The 18,145-nt window shown below is 66.4% G+C and carries 18 protein-coding genes; 16 read left to right on the top strand and 2 right to left on the bottom strand.

Features of this window, described 5'->3' with window-relative positions:
• The first annotated feature begins 102 nt into the window (after positions 1 to 102).
• Positions 103 to 1,926: an ABC transporter ATP-binding protein gene (locus KA261_12600; protein ID MBP7698642.1), complete on the top strand. Its 1,824-nt coding sequence runs from the start codon at positions 103 to 105 to the stop codon at positions 1,924 to 1,926.
• Positions 1,916 to 3,709 carry an ABC transporter ATP-binding protein gene (locus KA261_12595; protein ID MBP7698641.1) on the top strand — a complete coding sequence of 598 codons (1,794 nt, stop codon included), beginning with the start codon at positions 1,916 to 1,918 and terminating at the stop codon, positions 3,707 to 3,709. The genes KA261_12600 and KA261_12595 overlap by 11 nt, the downstream gene beginning before the upstream one ends.
• 98 nt (positions 3,710 to 3,807) lie before the next feature.
• Here KA261_12595 and KA261_12590 read toward each other — a convergent pair whose 3' ends face one another.
• Positions 3,808 to 4,137 (bottom strand): RNA-binding protein, encoded by a 330-nt coding sequence (locus tag KA261_12590; GenBank protein ID MBP7698640.1) that lies wholly within the window; start codon positions 4,135 to 4,137, stop codon positions 3,808 to 3,810.
• Between the two features lie 457 nt (positions 4,138 to 4,594).
• Here KA261_12590 and KA261_12585 point away from each other — a divergent pair, with 457 nt between their 5' ends.
• The 12 genes from KA261_12585 to fliQ all read left to right on the top strand — a co-directional run bounded on the left by KA261_12585 (position 4,595) and on the right by fliQ (position 14,304).
• Positions 4,595 to 5,335 carry a hypothetical protein gene (locus tag KA261_12585; protein ID MBP7698639.1) on the top strand — a complete coding sequence of 247 codons (741 nt, stop codon included), beginning with the start codon at positions 4,595 to 4,597 and terminating at the stop codon, positions 5,333 to 5,335.
• A 2-nt stretch (positions 5,336 to 5,337) separates the two neighbouring features.
• The gene (locus KA261_12580) at positions 5,338 to 7,014 is read left to right on the top strand and encodes a flagellar hook-length control protein FliK (GenBank protein ID MBP7698638.1); all 1,677 of its coding nucleotides are present in this window, start codon (positions 5,338 to 5,340) and stop codon (positions 7,012 to 7,014) included.
• Positions 7,015 to 7,023: 9 nt separating this feature from the next.
• Positions 7,024 to 7,728: a flagellar hook assembly protein FlgD gene (locus KA261_12575; protein ID MBP7698637.1), complete on the top strand. Its 705-nt coding sequence runs from the start codon at positions 7,024 to 7,026 to the stop codon at positions 7,726 to 7,728.
• A gap of 33 nt (positions 7,729 to 7,761) precedes the next feature.
• Positions 7,762 to 8,160, top strand: a complete 399-nt coding sequence (locus KA261_12570; protein ID MBP7698636.1) for a hypothetical protein — start codon at positions 7,762 to 7,764, stop codon at positions 8,158 to 8,160.
• Positions 8,161 to 8,260: 100 nt separating this feature from the next.
• Entirely contained in the window at positions 8,261 to 10,201 is a 1,941-nt protein-coding gene (locus KA261_12565) for a flagellar hook-basal body complex protein (protein ID MBP7698635.1), read from the top strand.
• Positions 10,202 to 10,208: 7 nt separating this feature from the next.
• The gene (locus KA261_12560) at positions 10,209 to 10,445 is read left to right on the top strand and encodes a hypothetical protein (protein MBP7698634.1); all 237 of its coding nucleotides are present in this window, start codon (positions 10,209 to 10,211) and stop codon (positions 10,443 to 10,445) included.
• Positions 10,429 to 11,034: a flagellar basal body-associated FliL family protein gene (locus KA261_12555; GenBank protein MBP7698633.1), complete on the top strand. Its 606-nt coding sequence runs from the start codon at positions 10,429 to 10,431 to the stop codon at positions 11,032 to 11,034. Before KA261_12560 ends, KA261_12555 begins: the two co-directional genes overlap by 17 nt.
• A gap of 12 nt (positions 11,035 to 11,046) precedes the next feature.
• On the top strand, positions 11,047 to 12,048 hold the full coding sequence (fliM, locus tag KA261_12550) for a flagellar motor switch protein FliM (GenBank protein MBP7698632.1): 1,002 nt from the start codon (positions 11,047 to 11,049) through the stop codon (positions 12,046 to 12,048).
• A gap of 149 nt (positions 12,049 to 12,197) precedes the next feature.
• Positions 12,198 to 12,596, top strand: a complete 399-nt coding sequence (gene fliN, locus KA261_12545) for a flagellar motor switch protein FliN (GenBank protein ID MBP7698631.1) — start codon at positions 12,198 to 12,200, stop codon at positions 12,594 to 12,596.
• On the top strand, positions 12,586 to 13,146 hold the full coding sequence (gene fliO, locus KA261_12540) for a flagellar biosynthetic protein FliO (GenBank protein ID MBP7698630.1): 561 nt from the start codon (positions 12,586 to 12,588) through the stop codon (positions 13,144 to 13,146). Before fliN ends, fliO begins: the two co-directional genes overlap by 11 nt.
• A gap of 66 nt (positions 13,147 to 13,212) precedes the next feature.
• On the top strand, positions 13,213 to 13,965 hold the full coding sequence (gene fliP, locus KA261_12535) for a flagellar type III secretion system pore protein FliP (GenBank protein MBP7698629.1): 753 nt from the start codon (positions 13,213 to 13,215) through the stop codon (positions 13,963 to 13,965).
• Between the two features lie 69 nt (positions 13,966 to 14,034).
• Positions 14,035 to 14,304: a flagellar biosynthesis protein FliQ gene (gene fliQ / locus KA261_12530; protein MBP7698628.1), complete on the top strand. Its 270-nt coding sequence runs from the start codon at positions 14,035 to 14,037 to the stop codon at positions 14,302 to 14,304.
• A 45-nt stretch (positions 14,305 to 14,349) separates the two neighbouring features.
• Here fliQ and KA261_12525 read toward each other — a convergent pair whose 3' ends face one another.
• Positions 14,350 to 15,765: a thrombospondin type 3 repeat-containing protein gene (locus tag KA261_12525; GenBank protein MBP7698627.1), complete on the bottom strand. Its 1,416-nt coding sequence runs from the start codon at positions 15,763 to 15,765 to the stop codon at positions 14,350 to 14,352.
• A gap of 302 nt (positions 15,766 to 16,067) precedes the next feature.
• Between KA261_12525 and KA261_12520 the strand changes: the two genes are divergently transcribed.
• Positions 16,068 to 17,099: a DUF4126 domain-containing protein gene (locus KA261_12520; GenBank protein ID MBP7698626.1), complete on the top strand. Its 1,032-nt coding sequence runs from the start codon at positions 16,068 to 16,070 to the stop codon at positions 17,097 to 17,099.
• A 254-nt stretch (positions 17,100 to 17,353) separates the two neighbouring features.
• Complete coding sequence (gene fliR / locus KA261_12515; GenBank protein ID MBP7698625.1) at positions 17,354 to 18,142, top strand: flagellar biosynthetic protein FliR; 789 nt, start codon at positions 17,354 to 17,356, stop codon at positions 18,140 to 18,142.
• The last annotated feature ends 3 nt before the right edge of the window (positions 18,143 to 18,145 follow it).

The raw sequence follows: 18,145 nt of genomic DNA, 5'->3' as shown, positions 1-18,145 counted from the left end.
AGAATTTTCCCCCGCCGCACCGAGACAGGGTCCGGCGGGTTTTTTTTCGCCGGATCGGCCGCGGCTCCGCCGCACCAATCGAGACTGTGAACGAGGCCGACAATGACTGCGGAATTGTACGAACACGAGGACATCGGCAAAGACGAAAAGGACGTCAGCGTCCGCCGGGCTTTTCGCGGCCTGCTGCCGTTCCTGGCCGCTCATAAAAAAGGTCTGGCGCTCTGCCTGCTCCTGTTGGTCGCCGTGACCGCCATGACCCTCGCCTGGCCCTGGCTGATCCAGCAGGCGATCGACAAGATCCTGCGCGGACAACTGGATCGCCCCGCCGCCGAGCGGGATTTCTCCCCGCTCGTGAAAGTCGGGCTGACCGTGGTGCTGCTCCAGATCGCCTCCCTGGCGCTCATGTACATCCAGCGCGTCAAGCTCGAGACGATCGGGCAGAATGTCATGCTCGACCTGAAGCGCAAGCTGTTCGACCACATCCTCTCGCTCGACGTCTCCTACTTCGACAAGAACCCGGTCGGGCGCGTGATGGCGCGGGTGGAATCGGACACCGAGTCGCTGCGCATGCTCTTCACCAACACGGTCGTGCTCATCGTGGGCGACGTCGTCCTGATTGTCGGGATCCTCGGCGTGATGTTCTACCACCACCCCCGGCTGGCGCTCGTGCTGTCGCTGTCGCTGCCCGCGCTGGCCCTCATGATTTACGTTTTCCACCGGCTCACCTCGCACCGCTTCCTCGAGGTGCGCAAGCGGGCGGCCGAGGTCACCGCGGCGCTGGCGGAGTTCCTGCACGGCATGTCGATCGTCCAGATCTTCCACCGCGGCGCCTATGCGCGGGCGCGCGTGTCGCACGCCAGTGAGCGCAAGTTCCGCGAGGACTCCTACGTCAACATCGGCGTCTGCATCTTCTTCAACCTGCTCGGCTACATCGAATTCGTAAAAGTCGGGCTGGTCCTGTTGCTCGGGTCGATGTGGGGCGTCTCCTCTGGGACCATGGTCATGTTCATCCTGCTGATCTGGCGCGAATTCGAGCCCATCGCCCGGACCGCCGAGCAGCTCGGCGTCTTCCAGAAAGGAATCGCCGGCGCCCGCCGGATCTTCGCCCTCCTCTCGATCCGGCCGAAAGTGCTCGACCCGGCCCGGCCCGTCGACTGGCCCGGTCTCCATCGGACCATCCGCTTCGAAAACGTCTGGTTCTCGTACGGGGACGACGACAACTGGGTGCTGCGCGACGTGTCGTTCGACATCCCCGCCGGCAAGCGGGTCGCCCTCGCCGGGGTCACGGGCGGCGGTAAATCGACCGTCATCAACCTGCTGCTGCGGCTGTACGACCCGCAGCGCGGACGGATCACGGTCGACGGCGTTGACATCCGCGACCTGCGCCAGGCCGACCTGCGCCGGCGGTTCGCGCTGGTCCTCCAGGACATCATCCTGTTCCCCGGCGACGTGGCCGGCAACATCGGCCTGGAGAACGGTGCGGTGAGCGAGGCGCAGATTGTCGAGGCCTCGCGGACGGTCGAGGCCGATGCCTTTATCGGGCGGCTCCCCGCCGGCTACAAGACCGAGGTGTCGGAGAAAGGCTCCAACTTCAGCCGCGGCGAGCGCCAGTTGCTCTCGTTCGCCCGGGCGCTCGCCGTCGACCCCGAGGTGCTGATCCTCGACGAGGCGACCAGCTCGGTCGACCCGGAAACCGAGCGGACCATCCAGGCCTCGCTGCGCAGGCTGACCGCCGGCCGGACCTCGCTCATCATCGCGCACCGTCTCTCGACGATTCTCGATGCGGACCAGATCCTTGTCATCCGCCGCGGCGAAATCATCGAGCGCGGCACGCACACCGAACTGATCCTGGCGAACGGCTACTACTCGAAGCTGTTCCACCTGCAGTTCAAGCATCGAAACGGAGTAATGACCCATGCGGGATAAAATACGGTGGCTCTGGCGGTACTGGCGGCACTACCCCAAAGTGCTCGTCATCCTGCTCGTGCTCACTCCGCTGCAGACGGCTCTCATGGTGGCGCTCCCGCGCCTCATCGGGCTGACTATCGACTACCTCAACACGGGCGCTGCCCCCCGGACCGGCGCGGCCGGGTGGCTGAGCGAACTCGGCCGCGCGATCGGTCTGAACACGACCGCCGCCTACGCCGTGACGTTCATCCTGTTCGGCCTGATCGCCTACGCCCTCTACGCCTACTTCCAGTCCTGGCGGGCTTGGATGAACACCCGCCTCGAGTGGCACTTCCGCCAGGAGGCTTTCGACGGCATCACGGCCAAGGGCCCGGACTTCTTCAACCACTACCGGTCCGGCGATCTGCTCACGCGCATGACCGACGACGTCCAGGACAAGCTCTCCTGGTTCGCCTGCTCGGGGATCTTCCGGCTGTACGAGGCGACGCTCGCGGTGGTTTTCATCGTGGCCTCGATGCTCACGATCAGTCCCGGCCTGACCGCCTGGACCGCCCTGCCGCTGCCGTTCATCGTCGTCCTGTTCTTCCGCAGCAGCTCGCTGCTGGACCGGCGCTACGATGCCCTCCAGAAGCGCATCTCCGACTTCAACGACGTCATGGAGGCCTGCTTCTCGGGGATCCGGGTGGTCAAGGCGTACGTCCGCGAGCAGGCCCAGAAGGTGAAATTCACGGGCGCCGCCGAGGAGCGCCGCAAGGCCGAGATCGACGCCGTGCGGATCGCGGCCGTCATGGACTCGCTCTACCACTACCTGTGGCAGTTCGCGGTCGTGATCGTGCTGCTCGCCGGCGGCTACCGCGTGCTCTACGCCGACCTGTCGATCGGCAGCATCGCCACCTTCATCTACTACGCCACCTGGCTGGTCTTCCCGATGTTCGACATCGGGCAGTTCCTCGTCAAGTCGCGGCAGTCGGCGGTCTCGATCGACCGCCTCGTCGAGCTGGAGAAGGTGCCGCCGATGGTGGCCGACATCGGCCGGCTCAGCCCCAACGGCGAGGGCCAGGGGCGGCTGACATTCGAGAACGTCAGCTTCGCCTTCGAGGGCATGGAGCGGAAGATCCTCGAGGACGTGTCGTTCGAGATCGCGCCGGGCCAGACCGCCGCGATTGTCGGCAAAGTCGGCTCCGGCAAGAGCTGGCTGGTCAACTTGATCCCCCGGCTGGTCGACCCGACCGCGGGGACCGTGCGGCTCGACGGCCTCGACCTGCGTGAGTACCGCCTCGAGGAGCTCCGCCGCGCGATCGGGTTCGTGCCCCAGGAACCGGTCCTCTTCTCGGACACGATCCGCAACAACATCATCTTCGGCCGCGAGGGGATCTCGGAGACGCTGCTCGAGTGGGCGATCGACGTCGCCCGGCTCCGCGGCGAAATCGCGGGCTTCCCGCAGGGGTTGGAGACCCCGATCGGCACCCGGGGAGTGGCCATCTCGGGCGGGCAGAAGCAGCGCCTGGCTCTCGCCCGCGCGCTCGTCGGCAAACCGAGAATTCTCGTGCTCGACGACTGCACGAGCGCGCTCGACTCCCGCACCGAGGCCGAGCTGTGGGAACGCCTCCACGAGGTCATGCCCGAGATGACGGCCGTACTGATCACCCACCGCCCCGACACCCTCGAGCGCGCCGACCGGATCTTTGTGCTCGACAGCGGTCGCGTCGTCGAACAGGGCGCCCACAGCGCCCTCATCGACGCCGAGGGCGACTACGCGCGGATCTACCGCCGCCTCCAGCTGGCCGAGGCCGTGAACTGAGCGGCCGGCCGGCGTGGCCCCGCCGCCCAAGGCAAAAAAAAGAGAAGGCCGGTTCACACCGGCCTTCTTCTCATGTCAGGGCTTGGGAACTCGGGGGCTCACCAGCCGCCGCGACGATTGCCGCCGCCGCCGCCGCCGAAACCGCCCCGTCCGCCGCGTCCGCCGCCGCCGCCGCCCGCGCCTTCACGGCGCGGCCGGGCCTCGTCGACGTTCAGCGTACGGCCGTCGAACTCCTTGCCGTTCATGGCCGCGATCGCCGCCTTGCCTTCGTCCTGATTCGGCATCTCGACGAAAGCGAATCCCTTCGGCCGACCGCTGTCGCGATCCATGACCAGGTTGACCTCCGAGACCTCGCCAAAGGCTTCAAACGCCTGGCGCAGCTGATCCTCGGTCGTCGAGTACGACATGTTCCCAATGTAGATCTTCATTCTACCAACTCTCCGTCTGGCCGGCCCTGCCCTGCGGAGATTCTTTTTCGCACATTGCAGAACACAGCACGTTCAAGCGCACTATTGCGCATCGGTCCCTACGGTCCGCCTTTCGAGATGTCATGGAGTGTGTCGCCAAGGTTCGATAAGAGCAGTGCCGGGAATCCTTCGTTTCATTCACGACCATTGTACCGGTCAGGTGCGGATAAGTCAAGAAAAATCGTGTTCCGCAGTCGATAAATACAGATTTTGGGCGGTCCCGCGCCGCGCCCCGCGGCGATCCCATCTTTCCCATCGAAGCGGAAAATTCTTCCCGCCGGGCCGCTTTCCGGCCGGCCCGCGCCCGCCGCGAGCAGCCCGCAACCTCCAATCAATGCGACACTTACACCGGGCGCGGGAGAATTGGCACGGGCTGTGCAAAGTGCTCCCTCGGAAAAATGTAGCTCGGAGTATTAGTGTGACCGATCAAAACCCGTCCAACAACCCGCCCGCACCGGCTGCGACCCCCGCGCCCACGCCGAATCCGCCCCCGGCCAAAAAGGGACTTCTGACCTACCTCCTCTACGGCGGTCTCGGCCTCGCCGTGATCGCGGCGGCGTCGGTCGGAACGCTCCTGCTGCTCGGCGGGAAGTCCACCGCGCCGGTCGCACCGGGCGACACCGACAGCACTCTCGCCGGGAACCGCGCCGCCCAGGCGGCGCAACTGACCGACGACCAGATCCTCGACAGTCTCCTGGCCGGCGAGGACGACTCCGACATGCTCGCGCTCATTCAGGAGAACCTGAACGTGCTCGACTACGACCCGGCGGAGAGTGCGGCCGCCGGTGATACGGCACCGGCGATCGAGGGCGCACCCGGGACGGCCGACCACCTGGCCGAGGAGCAGAAACGGCTCGCCCAATGGGAGTCGCAACTGAAGACCAGGGAGAACGATCTCGTCCGCCGCGAGAACGAGGTCAGCCGCCAGATGCTCGTGCTTGAACAGGCCGAATCGGCCCGCACCGCCGGTCTCGCCAAGCTCTACGACGGGATGGACTCGCACGCCGTGGCCAAGCTCATGACCAACCTCGACGATGAGACGGTCGTGTCGATCCTGCCGCGCATGAAAGCCAAGAACGCCTCCGAGGTGCTCCAACTGCTCCCCCCCGAGCGGGCGGCGCGCCTGTCCAAACAGATGATCACGATTGCGGAAAAATAACGATGCCGACCCTGTCACCCGATATTATGAACCTCCTGCTCGGAGTCGCGCCACTGCCGACAGTCGAACCCTCCGGGGCGACGGCCGGGAAAGAGGCGGGCGCTCCGCCGGAACTGCTGTTCGGCGCTCTCATGCAGACCGCCCTCGGCCCGTCTCGGGTGACATCGCTCCTTCCGTTGGCGAAAACCGCCTCGATGCCATCGGGGACGCAGGCCGCTTCGGTCCCCGGTCAGACCGCTCGGCCCGCCGACGATACTCTGGCCGCCGCCTGCCGTCCGCTTGTCCCGGCGACACGCGACGGTGAACGCGCACTCTTGGACGACCTCCTCGTTTCGCCGGGATGGGATTTCGAGGCGCTGGAGACGACGAGCGGTGACATTTATGACAAGGCCCGGTCGGTCCTCCAGGGGCGGGCGGCGATCCAGGCCGCTGCTGTCTCGGACGAATACTCCCCGGCGGCGACGAACCCGCCGGGATCTATCGGAACCGGAACTTTCGTTCCCACCCCGGCCGCACTGCAACTGATTCAGGATCTTACCCCGCAGCCGCTCGACACGCTCCCGGCCGGTGCGTACATAATCACCGACGCGCGCGCGGCCGAGGGCCGGCTGATGCTCGATCTTTCCCCGAAAGACCCGGGGCACCCGGCCATTCGCATTTCGCTGCCGTTGCCGCAGCCGTCGGAGATCCCGGCTCCCCACGTGTCCGTCCCTGCGTCCGCGGCCCGGGTCCCGCTGGAGAGCGGCGCATCGCCGACCGCACTCGAGAGCTGGTTTGAGAAGGTCAGCCTCAAGGAGCTGGTGGTCACGCCTGCCGCCGGCCACGGATCGGCGCAGGCGGGCGGCGCGGCTGCTTCGTCCGAGGCTCCCTGCAAATTTGAAATCCTCGCTGAAAATGCCGGTCGGGACGTGGTGATTGTAACCACGCCCGCCGGCAGCGATATTCGTTTTCGCCTCCTGCAGAATCGGGCGGCGCGCCCGGCTTCGCCCGGAACCCCGGGGGCGGCCCTGGCGGGCGCCAAGACAACGCCGCGCCCGGCCGCCGCCGCACCAGACACTGCCGATGGACACTTCACCGACAGCCGTCTGTTCCCTCTGACCCGCGAGATCCGGTTCCTCACGCTGGCAGGGGGCAGAGGCAAGGCCCCCGATGCATCCGGCGAGGCGGCTGCGACCCTGGCCGGGTCGGCCAAAGGCGCCGGCGCAGACGATCTCCGCACGGCGGCCGCCGGCGAGCGGGTGCAGACGCCGCCCGCCCGTTTCACGCTGCCGGCGGACGTGAAGACGGCCCTCCGCCCCGGCGGCGACTCGGTCGAACTGCGCATCGACCCCGAGCATCTCGGCCCGGCCCGGCTCCACCTGACGGTGCGCGACGAGCATCTCTCCGCCCGGGTCATCGTCGAGACCGCCCGCGCGAAACACACGATTGAGAATTCCCTGGACCGCCTTGTCGAGACCCTCGCCCGGGCGGACATAAAAGTGGATCACATCGAAGTGGCGATCGGCCAGCAGGGGGCGCGCGGGCAGTGGTTTGCGCAGCACGCGCCGCACTGGCCACGCTCCGGCGCTTCCGGAGGCCGCTTCGACCGAGACGATGAAACCGCCCCCGCCCCGCCCGCGGTCCCCGCGACCGGATCGTCCGGCTATCTCGGCGCCGGCGGGGTGGATGTTTTGGCATAGGAGACGACCATGAGCGAAATCACCAACACCACCGTCGGCGGACTCATGTCGGCGGCCGCCAACAGCGGGCAGACCGGAAGCCTGCAGCAGCTCGGCAAGGACGACTTCCTCCAGCTGCTGGTCACCAAACTGCAGAATCAGGATCCGCTCAATCCGATGGAGGATGAAGACTTCATCGCCCAGCTCGCCCAGTTCTCCTCGCTCGAACAGATGACCAACATCGCCGAGGGCATCGCCGAATCCAACAAGTGGGACTACCTCCAGATGCAGTCCATCAACAACGTCATGGCCGCGGGACTCATCGGCAAAGAGGTCGAGGCCTCCTACGACACGATCTACTTCGACGGTTCAAAAGAGCCGTCGCTCACCATCACCACCGATCGCTTCGTGGCCAGCGTGGAAATCAAGATCACCAACGCCGACGGCGAGGTGGTCGCCACCCTCACCGACGAGAACCTTGCCTCCGGCAAACACACTTTCACCTGGGACGGCACCGACGCCCAGGGCAACCGGGTGCCGGAGGGATCGTACGCGGTGGCGGTGCGGGCGGTCGACGGCGCGGGGGCCGAATACACTCCCAAGCTGGGCATGCGCGGCGTGGTCGAAGCGGTGACCTACCGCGACGGCGCCGCCTATTTCCGCGTCGACGGCATGGAGATCCCGTTCGGCGACGTGGCGGCCATTGCCGAAGAGGGGCAACTCGGCGGCGAGTGACGCCGGGAGACGGAGAAGCGGAAGGACGTTACGATGAAGATCACGCCCCAGCCGATAGCAGTCGGCCAGCGCCCGGTCAACCTGATCGAGATCGCCAACCGGACCGCCCCCGCCGGGCCGGCCCAGGCCGGAGAGGGGTCGTTCCGGGAGATGTTCTCCCGCGAACTGGCGGCCGACCGGGCCGTGCATTTCTCCAAACACGCCAGTCAGCGGCTGTTCTCGCGCGGGATCGCGCTGAGCGATGCCACGCTGGCGAAAATCGCCGACGCGATCGACCGCGCCGCCGCCAAGGGCTCGCGCGAAACGCTCGTCCTCACCGACGAGGCGGCCCTGGTCGTGGCCGTGCCCAACCGGACCGTCATCACCGCCTTCGACCGCGACAACCTGCGCGAGGGCGTGGTGACGTCGATCGACTCGGCCGTCATCCTGTGAGAACTGTGATGAACACCAACCATAACACTGCATCGCACCGCGGGTCGGCCTCCATTGGGATGGAGAGGCCCGGCGACGGCAAAACGGAGGTACGCACATCATGATGGCATCACTGTATGCCGGTGTGTCCGGACTGAAGAACCACCAGGTGAAAATGAACGTGATCGGCAACAACATCGCCAACATCAACACCGTGGGGTTCAAAACCAGCCGTGTGAATTTCCAGGAAGCGCTCGTGCAGACGTTCAAGGGCGCGGGGCGCCCCTCGGCCATCACCGGCGGCACCAACCCGGTCCAGCTCGGGCTGGGGATGGAAGTGGCCTCGATCGACAACCTCTTCCAGCAGGGCGGGCTCGAGACGACCGGCCAGATCCTCGACCTGGCCATCCAGGGCTCGGGGTTTTTCATCCTCGGCGACGCCAACGGCAACCGCTTCTACACCCGGGCCGGCGCCTTCGGGCTGGACTCCCAGGCCACCCTCGTCGATCCCTCCAACGGCCTGTACGTCCTCGGCCGCATGGCCGACAACACCGGCCAGATCCCCTCGCTGGCGACCACCGGACCCATCCGGCTCCCCTTCGGCCAGCAGGATCCGGCCAACGCCACCGAGGAAATCTGGCTCTCGGCCAATCTTGACGCCTCGGCGAGCGACGCCAATGCCGCGCTCGTCGAATCGGGCGACTCCAATGTCCTCCTGGTGTCCGGGACCGCGCTTGACGGCGTGGGCGGCACCCACCGCGTCAGCATCACCGGCGACCAGGCGATTGCCGACACGGTCACCAGCGCGACCGCCGGAATGACCGGCGCGCAGACCCTCGGCGCCCTCGGCGTCACCGACTTCTCCGACTTCAGCCTGACCATTGACGGCGCCCGGACGGAGACGATCTCCGGACTGAGCGCTACCACCACGGTCGAGGAACTCATCGCCTCCCTGAACCAGATCGCCGGTGTGTCGGCGAGCCTCGACGGATCCGGCGCGATCACGATCATGCGGACGCGGGCCGGCGACCACGCCACTTACAACATCGTGAGCTCCCCGGCCGGGGCCGGCGACGTGCTCAACACGATCTTCGGCGCCGGGTTGGGCGCGACCGTGGCCACCTCCGGCGGCGCCGACACCACGCTCGTGGCGACCGACACCTTCACCCCCCTCCAGGGATCCGGGACAGCCGGCGGACCGTTTGTCACCCAGCTCGGCCTGGTTGTCGATGAGCGGACCGGCCTGGTGACCGGGCTCAGCGGGCTGGGCGACGGCGGCGTCGAAATCACCGCCGGACAGGCCGGCATCGGCGCCACCAACGGCAACGACCTGGTTATCGACACCGAGTCGACCACCCACACCGCCTCGATCACGGTCTTCGACTCCCAGGGCGGCCGCCACACTCTCTCCATCGAGTTCTTCCGCTCCGCCCTCACCAACCGCTGGGAGTGGTCTGTCGCCACCCTCGGCACGGAGACGGTGCTCACGGGCGGGTCGGGGTATGTCCAGTTCAACCCCGACGGCTCGCTCAACTCGTTCGCCTACAACGGCGGCAACGAAGCGATCACGATCAACCCCAACAACGGCGCCGAAAACATGGAAGTCGTGGTCAACCCGGGCACGGCGTTCAGTTTCGACGGCCTCACCGGGTTCGCTTCCGGAACCCACACCGCCTCGATCGTCCGCCAGGACGGCTACGGCGTGGGCATCCTCGAGAAGATCGCGATCGACAAGGCCGGCAACATCTCCGGCATCTTCAACAACGGCGTCACCCGCCTGCTCGCCCAGGTCATGCTCTCCGACTTCTTCAACCAGTCCGGTCTGCGGAAAGCGGGGAAGTCGATGTACCAGGAGAGCGCCAACTCGGGCAGCGCCGTCGAGGGCGTCGCCGGGCAGACCATCTCCGGACAGATCTTCTCCGGCGCCCTGGAGAGCTCGGCCGTCGACATTGCCCAGGAGTTTACCGGGATGATCACCGCCCAGCGCGGCTTCCAGGCCAACGCCCGGGTGATCACGACCTCCGACAACATGCTCGACGAACTGGTCAACATCAAGAGGTAGCGACTAGATGATTCGCGTGACCCGACATAACGAAGTGCCGTTCGAGTACACCGCCGAACTCATCCGCTTCCTGGAATCGCTTCCGGGACCGGTGACGTTCGTCAATGTCGACGGCGAGATCATGGTTCGTCTTTCGGACGAACCGGGTCGGGGCGCGCCGGACCAGCGCGACCGCCGTCCCGGCGCCCCCGGCGCCGGACGGCGGGCCCGCGCGATAGGAGAACGCCATGCCGAACGAAAGTGACAAGAACGAGAAGACGGCCGTAACCCCCGCGGCGGCCGCGCCTCCCCCGGACCAGCCGGCCCCGGCCCCGGGCGGGAAGAAGAAGCTGCTCCTGTTCGGCGGCATCGGCCTGGCCGCCGTCGTCGTCGGCATCGTGCTGGCTCTGGGCGTGGTCAAACCGATGCTCGCGCCGTCGCCGGAGACGCCGGCGGGGGCCGCCGAATCCGCCGCCCCCGCGCCGCACGCCGAGACCGCGCCGGCGGAAACCAGGAAAGAGTCCGGGGGCGGGCACGGCGGCGGCGCCGACGCCGCCCGCATCTTCACTATCGACGACCTCGTGATCAACCCGGCCGGCACCGGCGGCTCGCGCTTCCTCTCAGTGTCGATCGGGTTCGAAGTGAAGACCGAGGCCGCGATGATCGCCTTCCGCGCCCGCGAGCCCGCTATCCGCGACGCCCTCATCACGATCCTGTCCTCGAAAACGGTCGCCCAGCTCACCGACACCCGGCAGAAGGAGATCACCCGCTACCAGATCAAGAAGCGGGTGGGGGAGCTCATGAAGACGGACGAGCTGGCCGGCGTCTACTACACCGACTTTGTGCTGCAGTGAGGGAGTGCCGACGTGGCGAAGATCCTGACCCAGGATGAAATCGATGCCCTGCTGACGACGGTGTCGTCGGGCGAATCGGCCCCGGGCGCGGAGCGCGGGCGCGACGATCGCATGCGGTCCGTCCTCGCCTACGATTTCAAGCACCCCAACCGGGTGTCGAAAGACCAGCTCCGCACGCTGGAGAACATGCACGACAACTTCGCCGGGCACTACAGCTCGTCGCTGTCGACGATCATGCGGACCATCGTCGACGTCGATCTCGTCAGCGTCGACCAGATCACCTACACTGAATTCATCATGTCGCTGGTGACGCCCTCGTGCAGCTGCACGTTTGCGGCGGAGCCGCTCGACGGGCTGAGCCTGGTCGACTTCAACCCGACCCTGACCTTCTCGTTCATCGACCGCATGTTCGGCGGGAGCGGCAAGATCCTCGAGACCGAGCGCGAGCTGACCCCCATCGAGCGCTCCGTCATGGGACGGCTCACCCACCGGCTCTACCGCGACCTCGAACGGTCCTGGGAGAACATCGTCGAGATCAAGGTCGAGCAGAAATCGTTCGAGACCAACCCGCAGTTCATCCAGATCGTCCCGCCCGGCGAAACGGTCGTGGTGGTCTCGTTCCAGGTGAAGATCTTCCAGTCGACCGGGCTGCTCACCATCTGCTACCCCTACGTTGCGCTCGAGCCGATCATCACCAAGCTCTCGGCCCAGAACTGGATCGACGCGACCAAGAAGCGGCTCCAGAAATCCGACCGCGACGTGAATCTCACCAATCTCAACGACGTGGCCGTCGACCTGTCGGCCATCCTGCTCGACACGTCCATCCGCATGCGGGAGTTCCTCGACCTGCGCATCGGGGATGTCGTGCCGTCGGAGAAGAAAATCAACGCGCCCATCGAGGTCTTCGTCAACCGCCGGCGCAAGTACACGGCGCGGCCCGGCCTGGCGGGCAAGAAGCGCGCGTTCCAGGTTATCGATGTATGTGAACGCTCATCGGAGGAGAAGAAGCAATGACGGATCAGACGCACGCGCAGCCGCAGGACGAGGTCGGCGGCGCGGCCGCCGCGGCCCAGCCCGGCGCTGAGGCCGAGACGGCCGCCCGCGAAGCGGTCCGGCAGGCCGCCGCCCGGGAACAACTGTCCGGCAAAGAGGCCGACGCGGCCATGATGGCGATGCTGGAGGATCTCCCGCAGGAGCAATCGAAGACCGCGCCCGAGGACATCCGGTTCGGGTCGGCCGAGGTGGCCGAGGCCGAGTTCCAGCACCTCTCCGAACCGGCGGCCAAACCGGCCCCCCGCAACATCGGCCTGCTCATGGATGTCAACCTGCCGCTCTCGATCGAGCTCGGCCGCACCCGGATGTCGATCGCCGACATCCTCTCGCTTGGGCCCGGATCGGTCGTCGAACTGAACAAGCTGGCCGGCGAGCCGGTCGACGTGCTGGTCAACGGAAAAATCGTGGCGCGCGGCGAAGTGGTCGTCATCGACGAAAACTTCGGCGTCCGCATCGTCCAACTCATGACGCCGGAGCAGCGGCTGAAACTGCTGAGCGATGAACAGTAAACTGACCCGGCGGCGCTCCATCGGCCTCGCCCTCATCCTCGGCGCGGCCATCGCCGGCCTCGCGCTAATCAACGGCGGCCCGGCCTCGGCCGAGCGCGGCGTCGACCTCGGACGCCTGCAGGCGGCGCCGAACTCCGAGACCGACGCCGCACCCTTCGCCGGGTCGGCCCTCCCTTCGCTGGTGCGTATCGCGAGCGCCCTCGCCATCGTCATCGCCTGCATCTACGGCGGCATTTACGCCCTCCGGCGGCTCGCCGGCAAGCGCGGCGGGTTCGGCCGCTCCGGGCGGCTCGAGATCATCGAAACCGCCGCCGTGGCCCCCCGCAAGACGATCTCGCTGGTGCGGGTCGCCGACAAGGCCGTCCTGGTCGGGGTCACCGAAACCGCGATCACGCTGCTGACCGAGCTGTCTCCGGAGAAGACCGCCGAGATCCTCGCCGCCCCGGCGGCCGGGGGAGAGGCGGAGACGTTTCCGAACGTGCTCAAAGCGGCGTCCGGGAAACTGCGCACGCTCCGCTTGAAAAGGAAAGACACAGTCCTGACTGCCTAAGTGCCCGTTACCGCGCCTGCGGGCGCCACCGCGCGACAGGATGTCGCGCGACAAGAAATATCGGATATGAAAAAGCTGCTTGTTCTCGGCGCCCTCGTCGCGGCCGCCTCTCTGCTCGCCGCGGCCGATGTCTCGGCCCAGAGCCTGCCGAAAGTCTCGCTCCAGGTCGGGTCGGCCGACAATCCCCAGGAGCTGTCGACCACCCTGCAGATCGTCCTTTTGCTGACTATCCTCGCCCTGGCCCCGTCGATCCTCATCATGGTCACCTCCTTCATCCGCTTCGTCGTGGTGATGTCGTTCTTGCGCAGCGCGATGGGGATAAACCAGATGCCGCCCAACCAACTGCTGGTCGGCTTGTCCCTCATCCTGACCTTCTTCGTGATGGCTCCGACCGTGGAGAAATCGTACGGCGAGGGGATCAAGCCCTACTTGGACAAACAGATCAGCGGGAAGGAGGCCTTCGACAAAGCCACCGGACCCTTCCGCCAGTTCATGCTGGCGCAGACGCGCGAGAAGGATCTCGCGCTCTTTGTCGACATGGCCAAGCTCGAGCCGCCTGAGACGCCGGAGGATATCCCCCTCCACGTCCTCGTGCCGGGCTTCGTGATCTCCGAACTGCGCACCGCCTTCCAGATCGCCTTCGTCCTCTTCATTCCGTTTCTCGTGATCGACATGGTGGTCGCGTCGGTGCTGATGTCGATGGGGATGATGATGCTGCCGCCGGTGATCGTATCGCTGCCGTTCAAGATCCTCCTGTTTGTGCTCGTGGACGGCTGGTACTTGCTGGTGAAATCGCTCGTGGAGTCGTTCCGGATGTAACGAAGGTGGCCGGGACCCTCATGAACCCGGCGTGATGACGACCGGTCCATTGACGGAGAAACTGATCATATGACCCAGGAAATGGTGGTGGCCATCGGCCGCGAGGCCCTTTCGGTGACCCTCTTGATCTCCGGCCCGATGCTCCTGTTCGGCCTGATCGTCGGGCTCGTGATCTCGATCTTCCAGGCGGTCACGCAGATTCACGAGATGACGCTGACCTTCGTGCCCAAGATCCTCGCGGTCGCGCTCGCGCTGCTGATCTTTCTCCCCTGGATGATCAACATCGCGACCGACTTCACGCGACACATGTTCGACCTCATCCCGCAGCTCGTGGGGTAGAGCTGTCCGGCCGTCGGCGCCCTCCGGCGGCACACGACCCTCCCCTCACCGCCAGGCCGAAGGGCAGGCCGCGGGAGCCGGCCCTTCGCGGAACAAAAAGCCGATCAGGCAGGTCAGGTCCGCCAGTCCCACCGTTTCGTCCGCGTTGATGTCCGCGTGCGACGGGCAACCCGCCGCCGGCCCCCCGCGGAAGAGGTATCTGATGAAGTACGTGAGATCCGCGACTCCCACCGCCGCATCGCCGGTGCAGTCGCCCCGCACAGTGCAGCAGCAGGCATCGCCGATCCCGTCGCCGTCGGCATCCTCCTGCCCCGGATTGGGGACGTTCGGGCAGTTGTCGCTGTCATTGTCCGCTCCGTCGCCGTCTAAGTCCGTCTCCACGCCCCAGAGCCGAACCGTGAGGTCCCACGAGGCGGTGGCCAGCAGCGTGCCGTCAGGGCTGAACGCCCCGCGCAGCACCGGACCCTGGTGTCCCGCCAGCCGTTTGAGCTCGGCCCCGGTGGAGGCGTCGCGCAGCACCACCGAGCCGTCGTGGCCGCAGGTGGCCATTAGGCGCCCGTCGCCGCTGAAAGTCACGCAGTTCACCCAGCCCTGGCCGGCCGCGCGCGACCAGAGCAGACTGCCGTCCGAAAAATCCCACAACCGGACCGTCCGGTCGTCGGCCGATGAGGCCAGCGCCAATCCGTCCGGACTGAACTCCACGTACCCGATATTGCCCGTGTGCCCGCGGAGCACGCGCACGGTGTCGCCGGTCGCGGGTTGCCACAGGCGTACCGTGAAATCCACTCCCGACGAAGCGAGCAGGTCCTGGGTGGGGCTGAAATCTACCGCGAGCACCGCCGCCGTGTGTCCGCTCAGGATGCGCACCGGCGCGCCGGTCTGCGGGTCCCAGATCCGCACCGTCCCATCGAAGCTGCCCGAGGCCAGCATCCCCGTGCTCTCCTGGTAGTCGAGACTCCAGACGCCCCCGTAATGCCCCGACAGCGTCCGCACGAGGGTATCGGCCGCCGCGTCCCAAATGCGGATCGGGCCGTAAGCTCCTCCGAACCCGTCGGCCTCCCCGGCGGCCAACTGCGAACCGTCGGGACTGAACGCCAGCCCGACCACCCAGTACTCGGAATCGCCCAGTGTCCGGGTGTGCGACAGTGAATCAACCACGCGGATGATCACCCGGCCGTCCTCGCCGCAGGAGGCCAGTTGACGGCCGTCGGGACTGAACGCCGCCGTCCACACGCCGCCCGTGTGTTCCGACAGCGTTGCCAGCAACGCGACATTCGGGGCGTTTTCGGGCGTGATGGGAATCAGGGCGCGCCCGGTCCCGAGCTGACCGGGAGCCCCGGCTGCGGATCTGCCCGGCGCGGCGAGCAGGACGAGAGTGAGGGCGGCGCAGACAACCGCCCGCAGCCGGGATGGTCGTGCCTTCCGACCACCGGCGACCAGAGCTCTGTGCGAGATGGACATGCCGACCTCCGACCTGGTGCGGCGCACGCGGCGCCGCCTCGTTTGCGTGCGGATGATGTGACTCCGCTCCGCACGCCTCGCGCGTCTGTACGAGGGCGGCCGCCCGCCGAATCCCCATCGGCAGGATCAATCCCAGTCTCCCATACGGAGACCTCCGCGGGCATGTTTCGTAACCGCCTGCGAAATGTCCGCTCTGGGGCATCTCCATGGTGACTTGCCTGTGGGCCGTTGTCCCGTTGGCCGAACGCTGTTGACAGTTCCTCGGCAGAGCGGTAGCTTGCGTGCAGAAGGAAACCTGCCGCATGCAGACACTCTCGCTTTTGGGGTCGATGTTCGGTCTGGCGCTGCTGTCGGGTCTCAACCTGTACGCCGCCGCGCTGACGGTCGGACTTGCCGTCCGCTACAACATCATTTCGCTCCCCCTCCCCCTGCAGGGTCTGGAGGTGCTTGCCCACCCGGCCGTGCTCGTGATCGCCGGTCTCCTGTACGCGGTCGAATTCATCGCCGACAAGATCCCCTGGGTGGATTCGGCGTGGGATGCCGTGCATACGTTTGTTCGACCGCTTGGCGCGGCCGCGCTCGGTCTGGCCGCCTTCCAGGGGATGGACCCGGTGTGGGAGACCGCCGCCGCGCTTGTTTGCGGCGGCCTCAGTCTGTCGTCCCACTCGACGAAAGCGGCGACCCGGCTCATCGTCAATCAGAGTCCGGAACCGGTCTCCAACAGCCTGGTGAGTCTGTTTGAGGATGTCCTCGTCGTCGTCGGCAGCCTCCTCTTCCTGCGCTATCCCGCTCTGGGGATGGCGGCGGTCGGGCTGTTTCTGGCGCTGATGTTCTGGCTCGGGCCGAAACTCCTCCGTCTTGCGAAAATGGAGTTCGCCGCGGTGACCGGATCGCTGCGCGGGGATGAGGGGGCCCCGGTCCTTTCTGACACCGACCTCCCCGACCCCTTCCGCCGGGCCCTCAACGCCCTTCCGCCGACCGATCCGCCGCGGCGGCGGGCCTGGGTATATTCGGGCAAGGGATTTTCGGGCGGGCGGTTCTACGCCGGGCTGCTCGTCTCCGGCCCCGCGCGGCTGGCCTTCATCACGCGGCGGTGGTTCAAAGTACGTACCTACGAAATCGCGTTGTCCGCGACGGCGCGCATTGAATTCCGTAAACGCCCCGTGCTCTCGGTAATGCACATCGAGTCGGGACGCCGGGTCATCAAGTTCTACGGCACGCGGGACAAAGCCGCCGCCCTGGAGGCGCTGGCCGAAGGGTTGCGCGCGCAGCTCGGGCGGGGAGAGGCCGCCGCGTCTTCGCCATCCTCCGACCCGCGCACCGACCTGTCGTAACCCCTATCGCCCGCCCTGCTCCCCGGTCCGTGGCCGCCGACATCCCGGCCGCGGCCTTTCCGCGCTCTGAACTTTTTTCCCACAACTGCTGGTAAACCTTTCCGCAGTCCGCTCTCCGGCGGCCCCCGCCCGATTTTTCCCGTCCCGCAAGATGCTTTCTCCCAACGACTTACCTGTACCGCCCCCGCCGTTTCACTTCGGCACACCATTTGACATAGCAAAAGGCGATAACCGATAAACCAGGATTGTGACCCTTGTTTGAATTCGTAAACTTCGGCGCCAACGCTCTCCAGGTCTTCCTCCTCGTCATCATGCGGGCCTCCGGCCTCTTCCTGATGGCGCCGGTGTTCGGCGACAAGTCGGTCCCGGTCCTGGTGCGGATCGGCCTGATCATCCTCCTGGCCGGCGTCATCGCCTCCGTCATCCGCCAGCCCCAGCTCCCGGCTTTCGACTCGCTCTGGGTGCTGGCCGGGTTCGCGGTCAAGGAGGTTCTGGTCGGGCTGATCATCGGGCTGGTTTTCCGCCTCCTGTTCATGGGCGTTGAAACCGGCGGCGCGCTCGTCGGCTACCAGATGGGATTTGCGATGGTCGAGCTTCCGGACACCGATGGCTCCAGCCAGATGCCGGTGATCGGCAAGTTCTGGGTCCTCACCGCGACCGTGATCTTCTTCGTGATCGGCGGCCACCACCTCGTGCTGAGAGCCTTCGCCGACAGCTACGAGGTCATCCCGCCCGGTGTCGCCGGGACGTCGGGGGCGGTCGGCGAACTGCTGATCAAGTACACGGCCTACGTGTTCGTCATCGCGATCAAAATCGCCGCCCCGGTCATGATCACGCTCTTCCTCGCCGACGTCGCCCTCGGCGTGATCGCCAAGACGATGCCGACGATGAATGTCTTTTTCGTCGGCATCCCGATCAAAATCGCGGCCGGGCTGGCCATGCTTGCCCTGTCGCTCCCGCTCTTCGGCTACGTGCTGGAGAAAGTGACGCTCCACCTCGATCGGGAATTGCGCGTGCTCTACCTCGCATTCGGTAAGGCATAAGGG

Source organism: Candidatus Zixiibacteriota bacterium, from assembly GCA_017999435.1.
Classification (GTDB): domain Bacteria; phylum Zixibacteria; class MSB-5A5; order GN15; family FEB-12; genus JAGNLV01.
Note: the sequence above shows the minus strand (reverse complement) of the source record. Positions and strands in the feature narration are given on the sequence as shown.